General features: G+C 73.4%; 10 protein-coding genes. 9 read left to right on the plus strand and 1 reads right to left on the minus strand.

The window, feature by feature from the left end:
- Positions 1 to 336 precede the first annotated feature (336 nt).
- The 5 genes from ACFSJS_RS09860 (at position 337) to ACFSJS_RS09880 (ending at position 6430) form a co-directional block, all read left to right on the plus strand.
- Positions 337 to 1299 (plus strand): ABC transporter permease, encoded by a 963-nt coding sequence (locus ACFSJS_RS09860; RefSeq protein ID WP_380898956.1) that lies wholly within the window; start codon positions 337 to 339, stop codon positions 1297 to 1299.
- 41 nt (positions 1300 to 1340) lie between these two features.
- A complete protein-coding gene (locus ACFSJS_RS09865; RefSeq protein WP_380898957.1) occupies positions 1341 to 3131 on the plus strand; it encodes an ABC transporter substrate-binding protein in 1791 nt (596 codons plus the stop codon).
- Between the two features lie 99 nt (positions 3132 to 3230).
- Positions 3231 to 4208: an ABC transporter permease gene (locus tag ACFSJS_RS09870; RefSeq protein ID WP_380898958.1), complete on the plus strand. Its 978-nt coding sequence runs from the start codon at positions 3231 to 3233 to the stop codon at positions 4206 to 4208.
- A 13-nt stretch (positions 4209 to 4221) separates the two neighbouring features.
- Positions 4222 to 5292, plus strand: a complete 1071-nt coding sequence (locus tag ACFSJS_RS09875) for an ABC transporter ATP-binding protein (RefSeq protein WP_380898959.1) — start codon at positions 4222 to 4224, stop codon at positions 5290 to 5292.
- A gap of 130 nt (positions 5293 to 5422) precedes the next feature.
- A complete protein-coding gene (locus ACFSJS_RS09880) occupies positions 5423 to 6430 on the plus strand; it encodes an ABC transporter ATP-binding protein (RefSeq protein ID WP_380899248.1) in 1008 nt (335 codons plus the stop codon).
- A 45-nt stretch (positions 6431 to 6475) separates the two neighbouring features.
- On the opposite strand, the gene ACFSJS_RS09885 is transcribed toward ACFSJS_RS09880, so the two are convergent.
- Positions 6476 to 8686 (minus strand): S9 family peptidase, encoded by a 2211-nt coding sequence (locus ACFSJS_RS09885; RefSeq protein WP_380898960.1) that lies wholly within the window; start codon positions 8684 to 8686, stop codon positions 6476 to 6478.
- 275 nt (positions 8687 to 8961) lie between these two features.
- Here ACFSJS_RS09885 and ACFSJS_RS09890 point away from each other — a divergent pair, with 275 nt between their 5' ends.
- From ACFSJS_RS09890 to ACFSJS_RS09905, 4 genes are all read left to right on the plus strand, one after another.
- Positions 8962 to 9156, plus strand: coding sequence for a hypothetical protein (locus ACFSJS_RS09890; protein ID WP_162466322.1), 195 nt, complete (start codon positions 8962 to 8964; stop codon positions 9154 to 9156).
- A gap of 24 nt (positions 9157 to 9180) precedes the next feature.
- Complete coding sequence (gene mshB, locus ACFSJS_RS09895; RefSeq protein WP_380898962.1) at positions 9181 to 10110, plus strand: N-acetyl-1-D-myo-inositol-2-amino-2-deoxy-alpha-D-glucopyranoside deacetylase; 930 nt, start codon at positions 9181 to 9183, stop codon at positions 10108 to 10110.
- A complete protein-coding gene (locus ACFSJS_RS09900; protein ID WP_380898964.1) occupies positions 10107 to 10478 on the plus strand; it encodes a DUF6113 family protein in 372 nt (123 codons plus the stop codon). The genes mshB and ACFSJS_RS09900 overlap by 4 nt, the downstream gene beginning before the upstream one ends.
- A 238-nt stretch (positions 10479 to 10716) precedes the next feature.
- Positions 10717 to 12810: a peptidoglycan binding domain-containing protein gene (locus tag ACFSJS_RS09905; protein ID WP_380898966.1), complete on the plus strand. Its 2094-nt coding sequence runs from the start codon at positions 10717 to 10719 to the stop codon at positions 12808 to 12810.
- Positions 12811 to 12824: the final 14 nt, after the last annotated feature.

Below are 12824 nucleotides of genomic sequence, written 5' to 3' on the forward strand. Positions count from 1 at the left end.
TGCCCGAGCGGTTCGCCGGCCGGGACACCCCCGCCGCCCACCCCTCCGCCTGCCACTTCGCCGAAGAACGCGACGTGCTGACGGCCGGGGGGACGGCGTTGTGAGCGTGCGCCGGCCGGGTGTGCCGGGCAGCGGCGCACATGGTTTTTTCTGCGCTTATGTCGAGCGCCGGGAAAAGCTGTCAAGAGCTCAACAGGTCGTTTTCCGTGAATGACGTGGAGACGATATCGGCAATCAGTGGTCTAAACCAGTTTGACCTCTTGACCCGGGCCTCGGTCCATTGCGAAAGTCCCCGCATCCGAAAAGGTTTTCCGGCTGTCGGGGGGCGAGTACGAGATGGCCAGTGCGCAGCGCACCGTGCCGGCCGGCCGGTCGCCGGGGCAGTTGATGTGGCGGCGTTTCCGGCGTGATCGCACGGGTGTCGCGTCCGCCTGCGTCGTGGTGTTCTTCTTCGCCGTCGGACTGCTGGCGCCCGTCATCTCCCGGCTGTACGGCAAGGACCCGTACACCCGCTACGGGCAGGAGCGCGAGGGGCTGCTCAACGAGTACGGCTATCCGATCAAGCCCAACGGGGGCATCGACTCCGAGTTCTGGTTCGGTCTGGAGCCCGTCCTCGGCCGCGACGTGCTCACCCAGCTCGTGTACGGCATCCGCACCTCGCTCTTCATCGCCGTCGCGGTGACCGCGGCCACCGTCCTGACGGCCATGGTGCTGGGCGTGGTCGCCGGTTACCTCGGCGGCAAGGCGGACTACTTCATCGGCCGCACCATCGACCTGCTGATGGCCTTCCCCAACCAGTTGTTCTTCGTGGCGTTCATGCCCATCGTGGTGGCCCTCTTCGTCGACCCCACCGACGAGACGCCCACCTACATCAGAGTGGTGGCGCTGATCCTGGTGCTGTGGTTCCTCGGCTGGATGTCCCTGGCCAGAATCCTGCGCGGCGCCACCCTGGCGCTGCGCGAGCGGGAGTTCGTGGAGGCCGCCAAGGTCAGCGGGGCCTCGCCCTGGCGCATCGTCCGCAAGGAGCTGCTGCCCAACCTGATGACGCCCATCCTGGTGCAGGCGACCTACATGCTGCCCAACTTCGTCACCACGGCCGCAGCGCTCTCCTTCCTCGGCGTCGGCATCGTCGAGCCGACCCCCGACTGGGGCCGGATGTTCGCCACCGGCGCCGAGGTCTACCAGGACGACATCACCTACATGTTCTTCCCCGGGGGCGCGATGGTCCTGTTCATCGTGGCCTTCAACCTCCTGGGGGACTCGGTCCGGGACGCCTTCGACCCCCGGGCCGCACGTTGACCGCGCTCCGTCCGCGAGGCGGACAGGCAGGGGGCAGAGCCATGAGAAGCCATCGAATACGCGCACCGCGTGCCGTGGCCGCGGTGCTCGCCGCGGGAGCGCTGCTCCTGGGCGGCTGCAGCGCGGGCGGCGGCGGGGGCGGGGACGACCGCGGCGGGAACGAACCCGCCACGGAGCGGGCGGCGATCGGATTCGCCGACGCCGAGGCGTCCGCCGGCCCGGCCGAGGACGTCCCCGGCGCGCAAAAGGGCGGCACCCTGCGCGTCTACCAGCGCGACAGCTACTCCCACCTGGACCCGGCGCAGATCTACGTCCAGGACGAGATGGTGCTCGCCGCGTTGATCCACCGCAAGCTCACCCACGTCAAGCTCGCCAACGACGGCACCTACTCGGTGGTGGGCGACCTGGCCACCGACAGCGGCCGGCCCTCCGACGGCGGACGGACCTGGACCTACACGCTGAAGGACGGCATCAGGTTCGAGGACGGCTCGCCGATCACCTCCCGGGACATCCGGCACACCTTCGAGCGCCTCTTCGCCCCCTTCGTCACCCAGGGCCCGACCTTCGTCCAGCAGTGGATGGCGAACAAGACCGGCGCCGCCTACCGCGACCTGCTGCCCGAGGGGCCCTACGGGGGCGACCACCTGCCCGACTCCGTCCTGGAGACGCCGGACGAGAAGACGGTCGTCTTCCACTTCGCCGAGCCGCACAACGACCTGCCCTACGCCCTGGCCATGAGCGGCTACGCGGTGGTCTCCGCCGAGAAGGACACCCGGCAGAAGTACGACAAGGCCCCGCTCGCCAGCGGCCCGTACCGGATCGAGTCCTTCAAGTCCGGCAAGTCGATGAAACTGGTGCGCAACCCCGAGTGGGACCCGGAGACGGACGCCGCCCGCCACCAGTACGTCGACGGGTTCGACATCACCTTCAACCACCAGTACGAGGACTCCACCAAGCGGCTGCTCAACGACAGCGGCGAGGCGCGGACCGCCCTCAGCTTCAACAACGCCGTGGACGCCGGCAGCTACCAGCGGGTGATGCGCGAGGCGAAGGACCGCACCGTCTCCGGCTACCAGATCTTCGTCGCCCAGCTCGCGATCAACACCAGCCGCGTCGAGGACGTCAGGGTCCGGCAGGCCATCGCGTACGCCTTCCCCTCCAAGTCCTACCTGGCCCCGTACGGCGGTTCCTCCGGCGGCGAACTGGCCGGCGGCCTGATCAGCCCGCTGCTGCCCGGCTACGAGAAGGACTACGACCCGTTCGGCAAGCTGAAGAAGCCGGGCGGCGACCCCGAGAAGGCCCGCGAACTGCTGGAGGAGGCGGGCAAGGTGGGGACGAAGCTCACCTTCGCCTACCGGAACAACGACGAGGAGCAGAAGGCGTCCATCGCGGTCGCCGACGCCCTGGAGAAGGCCGGGTTCGACGTCCAGCGCAAGGAACTGCCCACGGACACCTACTACGACCTCATCGGCGACGTCGACAACGCCTACGACATCTACGTCAACAACTGGGGCCACGACTGGTCCAGCGCCTCCACCGTGATCCCGCCCCTGTTCGACGGCCGGGGGATCCAGGACGGCGGCTCCAACTACGCGCACGTCGACGACCCGGAGATCAACTCCAGGATCGACGAGATCCAGCGCATCGCGGACCCGGAGAAGGCCGCGAAGGAGTGGTTCGAGCTGGGCAAGTACATCCTGGAGGAGGTCACTCCGGCCGTCCCCGTCTACTACTTCAAGCAGACGCAGATCGCCGGCTCCAAGGTGGGCGGACTGGTCTACAACAACGACATGAGCAACCTCGACGTGACCAAGCTCTACGTCAAGCGGTAGTCGCGTCCCACCGCGGGGCGCGCCGGGTCCACGGGCCCGGCACGCCCCGCACCCCGCCGCACCGCCTCCCTGCTCCCCGCGTGAGGGCCGCAACCGACCATGCTGCGCTTCCTGGTGCGCCGGACACTCGGCGCCTCCGTCATCCTGCTGATCATCAGCGCCTGCACGTTCTTCCTCTTCTACGCCATCCCGCGCGATCCGGCGCTGCTCCACTGCGGAAAGACCTGCGACCCCGAGTCGCTGGAGATCATCCGCAGGAACCTCGGGCTCGACAAGCCGCTGACGGAGCAGTACTGGACGTACATGGCGGGCATCTTCGCCGGCCGGGACTTCGCCGTGGGCCCCTGTCCGGCGCCGTGCTTCGGCTACTCGTTCGCGAGCAACGAGCCGGTGTGGGGGACCATCGTCGACCGGCTGCCCACCACCGTCTCGCTCGCCCTGGGCGGCGCCGTGGTCTTCCTCGTCCTCGGTCTGGGCGCCGGGATGCTCGCCGCCTGGCGGCGCGGCGGGCTCACCGACAAGCTCCTCAGCTCGGTGTCGCTGGTCTTCAGCTCCCTGCAGATCTACTTCGTCGGCCCGCTGGCCATCGCCCTGCTGGTCTACCAGCTGGAGCTGTTCCGGCAGCCCGAGTACGTGCCGATCACCGAGAGCCCGGCCGACTGGTTCGCCGGGCTGCTCATCCCGTGGTTCGTGCTGTCGCTGATCTTCACCGCCCAGTACACCCGCATGTCCCGCTCGACCCTGATCGAGCAGCTCGCCGAGGACCACGTGCGGGCGGCCCGGGCCAAGGGCATGCCCGGCCGCACCGTCTTCTTCCGCTACGCCTGGCGCGGCTCGCTCATCCCCGTCGTGACCATCTTCGGCATCGACCTGGGCGCGCTGTTCGGCGGCGCGATGGTCACCGAGTTCACCTTCACCCTGCCCGGCCTCGGACGGCTGGCCGTGGAGTCGGTGCTCAACACCGACCTGCCCATGCTGATGGGCGTGATGCTGTTCGCCGCCACCATGATCATCGCCTTCAACATCCTGGTGGACGCGGTCTACGCGTTCATCGACCCGCGCGTACGACTGTCCTAGGAGGATCCCGCCGGTGACCACAGTGACCGAGACCGCGGGCCCCGGCGCCCCGCCGCCCGGCACGGACGCCTTCCTGTCCGTCCGCGACCTGCGCGTCCGCTTCTCCACCGAGGACGGCACCGTCCACGCCGTCGACGGGCTCTCCTTCGACCTGGCCCGCGGCCGGACCCTGGGCGTCGTCGGCGAGTCCGGTTCGGGCAAGTCCGTGACGGGCCTGTCCCTGCTCGGGCTGCACGACCGGCGCACCACGGAGGTCACCGGCCGGATCGTGCTGGACGGGCAGGAGGTGACCGGCGCCGGCGAGAAGGAGCTGCAGAGGCTGCGCGGCAACAAGGCGGCGATGGTCTTCCAGGACTCGCTGACCGCCCTGTCGCCCTACCACACCGTCGGGGACCAGATCGCCGAGCCGTACCGCCGGCACACCGGCGCCTCCCGGCGCGCGGCCCACCGGCGCGCGGTGGAGATGCTCGGCCGCGTCGGCATCCCCAACCCCCGGATGCGGGCCGGCGACTACCCGCACCAGTTCTCCGGCGGCATGCGCCAGCGGGCGATGATCGCCATGGCCCTCGTGTGCGACCCCGACCTGCTGATCGCCGACGAGCCCACCACCGCGCTCGACGTCACCGTGCAGGCGCAGATCCTGGACCTCCTGGCGGACCTGCAGGACGAGTTCGGCTCCGCGATCATCCTCATCACCCACGACCTGGGGGTCGTCGCCGAGACCGCCGACGAGGTGCTGGTGATGTACGCGGGCCGGGCCGTCGAGCGCGGCCGGGCCGACGAGGTCCTGCGCTCCCCGCGGCACCCCTACACCTGGGGGCTGCTGAGCTCGGTGCCGCGGCTGGACGGCGATGTGGAGGAGGACCTGGTACCCGTCCCGGGCTCCCCGCCGAGCCTGCTGGACCCGCCGTCCGGCTGCCCCTTCCACCCCCGGTGCGCCGTCACCGCGGAGGTCGGCGGCACGCGGTGCGCCGAGGAGCGGCCCGAGCCGCCCGACGTGCGCGGCGCCGCCTGCCACCTGACGGCGGACCGGCAGCGCACCCTCTTCGTCGAACGGACATCCCATGGACACGGCGCCGGCTGAGGTGAGGCAGCACATGACCGCGCAGACGGGACCCCTCCCGCACGAGGCCGCGCTCCCGGGCCCGGGCGTCCCGCCCGGGCGCGGCGAACCGCTGCTGGTCGCCGAGGGCCTGGCCAAGCACTTCCCGGTCATGGGGGGCTTCCCCTTCCGGCGGCAGGTCGGCACGGTCCGGGCGGTGGACGGGGTCGACCTCACCGTGCACGCGGGCGAGAGCCTGGGCCTGGTCGGCGAGTCCGGCTGCGGCAAGTCCACCACCGGACGCCTGCTGACCCGGCTCCTGGAGCCCACGGCCGGCCGGATCTCCTACCGGGGCCGGGACATCACCCACGCCGGGCGCAGGCAGCTGGCACCGGTCCGGACCGAGATCCAGATGATCTTCCAGGACCCCCACTCGTCGCTGAACCCCCGCCAGACGGTCGGCACGATCGTCGGCGGGCCCATGGAGGTCAACGGGATCGCTCCGCCGGGCGGCCGGGAGAAGCGGGTGCGGGAGCTGCTGGAGACCGTCGGCCTGAGCCCCGAGCACTACAACCGCTTCCCGCACGAGTTCTCCGGCGGCCAGCGCCAGCGCATCGGGATCGCCCGCGCGCTGGCGCTGGAACCCAGGCTGATCGTGGCCGACGAACCGGTCTCGGCGCTGGACGTCTCCATCCAGGCGCAGGTCGTCAACCTGCTGCGGCGGGTGCAGCGCGAGCTGGGCATCGCCTTCGTCTTCATCGCCCACGACCTGGCGGTGGTCCGGCACTTCTCCCAGCGCGTGGCGGTGATGTACCTCGGCAGGATCGTGGAGACCGGCGACCGCGAGTCGATCTACGCGCACCCGCGCCACCCCTACACCCGCGCCCTGCTCTCCGCGGTGCCCCGCGTGGCGCCGGCGGAGGGCGCCGGCGAGCGCATCCGCCTGACCGGCGACGTGCCCTCGCCGGTCGATCCGCCCTCGGGCTGCCGCTTCCGCACCCGCTGCTGGAAGGCGCGGGAACTGTGCGCCGAGGCGGAACCGCCGCTGGCGCGGCTGGACGGCGACCGGGAGGGGCACCTGACGGCCTGCCACTTCCCGGAGGGGGAGCCGGAGGGCGGGACCGGGGGCGCGCCCTCCGCCCCGGGGCCGCGGGAGGGCGGCGGCCGACCGGCCGGGTGACCGCAGGGCGGGCGCGGGGGCGCGCCCCCGCGCCCGCCGGACCCCTCAGGCCACGCCCAGCGACCGCTTGAGGAACGCCACCTGGAGCAGCAGCAGGTTCTCGGCCACCTGCTCCTGCGGGGTCATGTGCGTCACGCCCGACAGCGGCAGCACCTCGTGGGGGCGGCCCGCCGCCAGCAGCGCCGAGGACAGCCGCAGCGTGTGCGCGGCCACCACGTTGTCGTCCGCCAGGCCGTGGACGATCATCAGCGGCCGGTGCGGTCCGGCCGGTGCGGACAGCCCCTCGTCGGTGACCAGGGAGTTGGCCGCGTACACCGCCGGGTGCTCGTCGGGCAGGCCGAGGTAGCGCTCGGTGTAGTGGGTGTCGTACAGCCGCCAGTCCGTCACGGGGGCGCCCGCCACGGCCGCGTGGAAGACGTCCGGACGGCGCAGCACGGCCAGGGCCGCCAGGTAGCCCCCGTAGGACCAGCCGCGGATGCCGACCCGGTCCAGGTCCAGGGGGTGGCTTCCGGCCAGCGCGTGCAGCGCCTCCACCTGGTCCTCCAAGGTGGTGCCCGCCAGGTCCCCGGCGACCGCCTTCTCCCAGCCGGGGGAGTGGCCCGGGGTGCCGCGGCCGTCCGCGACCACCACGGCGAACCCCTGGTCGGCGAACCACTGCGAGGTCAGGTGCGCGTTGTGCGCGGCCACCACGCGCTGCCCGTGCGGACCGCCGTAGGGGTCCATCAGCACCGGCAGCGGCCCGTCGCCGTCCCGGTACCCGGTGGGCAGCAGCACGGCGGCGGGGATGCCGCGCCCGCCGGCCCGCAGCAGCCGGGGGCGGGCCGTCAGCACCGGCGTCTCCGCGTGGGAGGCGACCACCGCCAGCGGCTCCGGGGCGCCCTTGCCCGTCTCGGGCAGCCGCAGCGCCTCGGCGCGGGGTCCGGGACGGTCCGGGGCCGCGGTGGAGAGCACCACGGTGTCCCCGCCGCGGACGGCGGAGGCGACGTGCGCGCCGCCGGGGGAGACCCGCTCCCAGCCTCCCTGGTCGCCGCTGCCGCGGTACCAGACGCGGTGGACGGCGATCTCGCCCACCGGCGCCTCCCCGGGGGCCTCCGCCCCCGGGGAGGCGGAGAACAGCACGTCCTCCTCGCCGATGTCCAGCACCGCGCGGACGTGCAGCGCGGCCGAGGTCATCGGGCGGTCGCCGACGACCAGGACCCGGGCGCCGCCCTCGTCGGCGATCCGCACCAGGCGCCCGTCGGGCGTCCAGGCGGGCACCCCGGGGAACAGCTCCAGCCACGCCGGGTCCTCGTCGGCGTGGAGGGGCGTGGTGCGGCCGGTGGCGGTGTCCACGGCCAGGTACAGCTGGCTGCGCTGGTCGCGGGACTGGACCAGCAGCAGGGGCGGTCCGGCGGCCGACCAGTGGACGCGGGCCAGGTACGGGTAGCGGTCCCGGTCCCAGACGACCTCGGTGCGGCCGGCGCCGCCCTCTACGGCCCCTTCTCCGACGTCCACCAGATGGAGCGTCACGTCCGCGTTGGGGGTTCCGGCGGCCGGGTAGGGGACCTCGGCGGGCTCGCTGCCGGGGCGGGCGGGGTCGGCGATCCACCAGCGGTTCACGGGCGAGTCGTCCACCCGGGCGACCAGCATCCGGGTGCCGTCCGGCGACCACCAGAAGCCGCGCGAGCGGTCCATCTCCTCGGCCGCGACGAACTCCGCCAGCCCCCAGGTGACGCGGCCGCCGCCCGGGGACTCCTCGGGTCCGGCCAGCGCCCGGTCGGCCCCGCCGTCGGCGTCGGCCACCCGCAGGGCGCCGCCGGCGACGTAGGCGATCCGCCGCCCGTCCGGCGCGGGCCGGGGGTCCACCACCGGGCCGGGGACGGGCAGTTCGCGCACCGAGGCGGTCCGCAGGTCCGCGGTGAACAGCCGCCCCGACAGGGCGAACGCGGCCGTCTCCACGGCGGCGTCGGTGGCGTAGGCGACCACCCCGGCGGAGCCCTCGCGGCTCCGCTCGCGCCGGGCGCGCTCCTCCGCGGAGAGCTCCTCCCGCGCGCCGCCGAGCAGTGCGGCGGGGTCGGCCACCACGCGCTCCGCGGCCCCCTCCCCTCCCGCCCCGGGGCCGGAGGGGAGGTCCAGCACCCACAGCAGACCGGTCCGGTCGGTGCCCGAGCGGGAGCGGAGGAAGACGGCCCGCGAACCGTCCGGCGCCACGGTGAACGCGCGCGGCACCCCCAGGGAGAAGCGCTGCGTCCTGGCGTACTGGCGTGGAAACGACATGACCATGGGGCGAGCGTACGGCGTCGCCGCGGCCCCGGTCCGGTTCCTGTCCGGACCGGGTGCCGGACGGCCCGCCGCGCCCCGCAGGACCGGGACGTGGCCAAGGTCACACGGGTGTGCGCCCCTCTTCTGCACCCGTGCACCGACCCATGCCGTCTCACGGAAAGTTATGATCCGTTGCGCATGGTTCCAGGCTGGGTATGTAGCTCCCGACTGCCCAGTCGTACAAGCATCCTGATTCAGTGTCGACCGCGCGCTCTTGGAGGTGAACCGCCGTGGCACTCTCGATTTCGGCGGTGGTGCTGCTGGCGATCATCGTCTTCCTGCTGATCAAGAAATCAGGGCTGAAGACCGGCCACGCCGTGATCTGCATGCTCCTGGGCTTCTACATGGCCAGCTCGTCGATCGCCCCCACCATCAGCGAGCTCACCTCGAACGTCGCGGGCATGATCGGCAGCATCAAGTTCTGATGCCGGCGGCGTAGGCTCGGCCCCATGACCGAGCTTCCCGCGCGCCGCCTGATGCTGGTCCACGCGCACCCCGACGACGAGTCGATCACCAACGGCGTCACCATGGCGCGGTACGCCGCCCAGGGTGCGCTGGTCACCCTGGTGACCTGCACCCTGGGGGAGGAGGGCGAGGTCATTCCGCCGGCGCTGGCCCATCTGGCCGCCGACCGCGAGGACGCCCTCGGCCCCCACCGGATCGGCGAACTGCGGCACGCCATGCGGGAACTGGGCGCGGTCGACCACCGGTTCCTGGGCGGGCCCGGCCGCTACCGCGACTCCGGGATGTTCGGCACCCCCGCCAACGAGCGCGCGGACTGCTTCTGGCGGGCGGACGTCGACGAGGCCGCCGCGTACCTCGTGGCGGAGATCCGCCAGGTGCGTCCCCAGGTGCTGGTCACCTACGACCCGGACGGCGGCTACGGCCACCCCGACCACATCCAGGCCCACCGGGTGGCGATGCGCGCGGTGGAGCTGGCGGCCGACCCCGCCCACGCCCCGGGCGGCGGGGAGCCGCACCGGGTCGACCGCGTCTACTGGAACTGCGCGGCGCGCTCGGAGGTCGAGGCCGGCTTCGCCCGGCTGCGCGAGCCGGGCGGCACCCCCTTCCCCGACCTGGCCTTCCCCGGGGACGTTCCCGGAGTGGTGGACGACGACCGGGTGGCCGCCGTGATCGAGGGCAGCGACGCCGAGGCGTCGGCCAAGGCGGCGGCGATGCGCGCCCACGCCACCCAGATCGCGGTGGCCGACTCCTCCTCCGGACCGCCCTCCTCCTTCGCCCTCTCCAACGGGCTGGGCCAGCCGCTGCTGCGGACCGAGCACTTCCGGTTCGCCGACGGCACCGTCCCCCCCGAGCCGCTGCGCGACCTGTTCGAGGGACTGGTGTGCGCCCCGGACACCGCCGGAGGCGCCCGGTGAGCAGCAGGGGAGCGCGGATCGCGGCGTACGCCGGCCTGGCGGTGCTGGGCGGCGCGGTGGCCCTGGCCGGGGCGCTGGTCCAGGCGGGCTGGTTCCCGCTGGGCCTGCTGCTGGCCCTCGCCGGAGCCGTGGGCCTCTTCCTCGGAGGCGCCCGGCTGACCCGCACGAAGATCGGCGCGGCGGCCCCGGCGGGCGGATGGATGCTCGTGGTGGTGCTGCTGACCACCACGCGCCCCGAGGGCGACTTCCTGTTCGGCACCGGCGCGGGGGCGTACGTCTTCCTCTTCGGAGGGATGTTCGCCGCTGTGATGTGCGCCACGGTCGTACCGTCCGGGCACGTCCTCCAGCCGGACGCGAAGAGGCTGTGAAGATGCCGTGAAGCGGTCGGCGGCGATCGTCCGGCGGTCGACAACCGCCGTGGAATTGGCCCACAATCCGCGAGGCAGTATGCCGGTATGACCCCGTCATGGGCCGTGCCGGGGTGGTGATTCGGTACTCCCGGGGTCCATGGCGGCGACCCCAGATATGGTGGTGCGCGCCGGCTAGCCGCTCGTGCGAGCCGATCGGAACCATGGCGGGCGGCGAATCCAACCGGGAGATCCAGCTTTGAGCCGTGAAACTGACAGTCCGTCCTCCCATCCCCAGACGGGGGGCGGCGCCGCGTATCCGCAGGGAACCGAGCCTTACGGCACGCCGGCGGGCGGCGCGCCGGGAGAGTCCGCCGAGCGGTCCGGCGCGCAGTCGGGCGAGCCGAAGACCGAGACCACGCTGACCACCCGCATCCGGATCAACATCCCGGGCTCCCGGCCCATCCCGCCGGTCGTCGTGCGCAAGCCCGTGGGCGAGAGGGACGGTGACGCCGCGCAGCCCGGCGGTGTCCCCGGCGCCGCGCCGGACGCGCCGGGCGGCGGGGGCGGCGTCCCCCAAGGCCCGGGCACCCCGGCGGGGGGCGTCCCGCGCACGGCCGGGACGGCGAACGGCGCTTCCGCGGCGTCGGGCCCGTCCGCGGCGAACGGCACCTCCGCCAACGGCGGTGCCAAGCAGACCAGCTCCTGGTTCGCGCCCCGCAAGCCCCCCACGCCGAGCGGTGGTCCGGGCGCCTCCGGCGCCCCGGGCGGCGCGGCCGGTCCGGGCGGCCCGGGAGCGGGCGCCCGCGCCGGGCTGCCGGGGCAGCGCACCGACACCCCGCCGCACGGCTTCCCCGGCCCCACAGTCCCCACGGAGGGCACCGGTCCGCTCGGCGTGGTCCGGGACGGGCCGGCCGCGGGTCCGGGCGGTACTCCGCCGCACGGTTTCCCCGCCGCGGGTCCGGGCGGTACTCCGCCGCACGGTTTCCCCGCCGCGGCCCCGCCGCCCCCGGCGGCCGGCGGCCTCCGGGGCCCCGACGGTCCGACCGCCGGCCCGGCCGCCGGCGACTCGCTGCTGCCGCCCGGATTCCAGCAGCAGCCGGACGCACCCGGCCCCTCCGGCCACCCGGACACGGGGCAGCACCCCGTGCCCGGGGTCGGCACCGCGCCCGAGCCGCCGCAGGCCGGGGGCCCCTCGCTCGACCTCGGCGGTCCGGCCCCCGCCCACCGGGAGCACGTCTCCGGCGACACCCTGGTCAGCGGTATTCCGCGGGTCCCGGCCGACGCCGGCCGGCCCTCCGACCCCTCCGACCCCTCCGACCCCTTCGACGACCACGACGGCCGCGAGGAGCAGGCGGACCACGGGGACCGCGACGAACCCGAGCCCCGTCCCGCCCCCGCCCGGCGCGGCCGCTCCAAGCTGGTGCTGCTCGGCGTGGCCGCCGTCGGGGCGCTCGGCATCGCCTACGGGGCCGGGCTGCTGCTGGACCACGCCGACGTCCCCAACGGCACCACCGTGCTCGGGGTGGGGATCGGCGGCACCAGCAAGGAGGAGGCGGTGGACAAGCTCGAGTCCGTCCTCGGCGAGCGCGCCGAGCAGCCGCTGGTCCTCGACGTCGAGGGGAAGCGGACGACGCTCAAGCCGAGCGTGGCGGGCCTGGCCTTCGACACCGAGACCACCGTGGACGAGGCCGCCGGACGGGACTACAACCCCGTCTCCGTCATCGGCTCGCTCTTCGGCGGCACCCGCGTGGCGGAGCCGGCCCTCACCGTCGACGAGGAGAAGCTGGCGGCGGCGCTGAAGGGGCTGACCGCCCAGGGCTCCGGCGGAGTGCAGGAGGGCATGGTCACGTTCACGGACGGCAAGGCCGTCGGCGTCCCCGGCAAGCCCTACAAGCAGGTGGACGTCGCCAAGAGCACCGATCTGCTGGAGGACGCCTACCGCAAGCAGATCGCCACCGGCTCGGAGGCCGCCGTCACCCTGCCGGTCTCCCTGAAGCAGCCCCGGATCGGCCAGGAGGAGATCGACCGGGCCATCCGCGAGTTCGGCAGGCCCGCCATGTCCGGCCTGGTCACCGTCCGGGCGGGCGACCGGTCGATCCCGTTCAGCCCCGAGCGGTCGCTGCCGAAGTTCCTGTCGATGAAGCCGGTCGGCGACAAGCTCGTGGACACCTACGACCTGAAGGTGCTCGAACAGCTGTACGGCAGCACCTTCGACGGCGTCCTGGTCGCCCGCGGCAACGGCACCAAGACCCCGGTCACCCCGCAGGACGTCGCGGGCGCGCTGCGCGAGGCGCTCCGGCAGACCGACCCGGCCAAGCGGGTCGGCGTCATCGAACTCGACCCGCAGTAGCCCGGCCCGCAGGG

Source organism: Streptomyces desertarenae, from assembly GCF_042681365.1.
GTDB classification, from domain to species: Bacteria; Actinomycetota; Actinomycetes; order Streptomycetales; family Streptomycetaceae; genus Streptomyces; species Streptomyces desertarenae.

What these genes read in the sequence shown, in the direction of transcription:
- ACFSJS_RS09885 (WP_380898960.1), bottom strand. Translation starts at nt 8,686, where the DNA reads ATGTCGTTTCCACGCCAGTACGCCAGGACGCAGCGCTTCTCCCTGGGG.
- ACFSJS_RS09870 (WP_380898958.1), top strand. Translation starts at nt 3,231, where the DNA reads ATGCTGCGCTTCCTGGTGCGCCGGACACTCGGCGCCTCCGTCATCCTG.
- ACFSJS_RS09880 (WP_380899248.1), top strand. Translation starts at nt 5,423, where the DNA reads ATGGGGGGCTTCCCCTTCCGGCGGCAGGTCGGCACGGTCCGGGCGGTG.
- ACFSJS_RS09860 (WP_380898956.1), top strand. Translation starts at nt 337, where the DNA reads ATGGCCAGTGCGCAGCGCACCGTGCCGGCCGGCCGGTCGCCGGGGCAG.
- mshB (WP_380898962.1), top strand. Translation starts at nt 9,181, where the DNA reads ATGACCGAGCTTCCCGCGCGCCGCCTGATGCTGGTCCACGCGCACCCC.
- ACFSJS_RS09865 (WP_380898957.1), top strand. Translation starts at nt 1,341, where the DNA reads ATGAGAAGCCATCGAATACGCGCACCGCGTGCCGTGGCCGCGGTGCTC.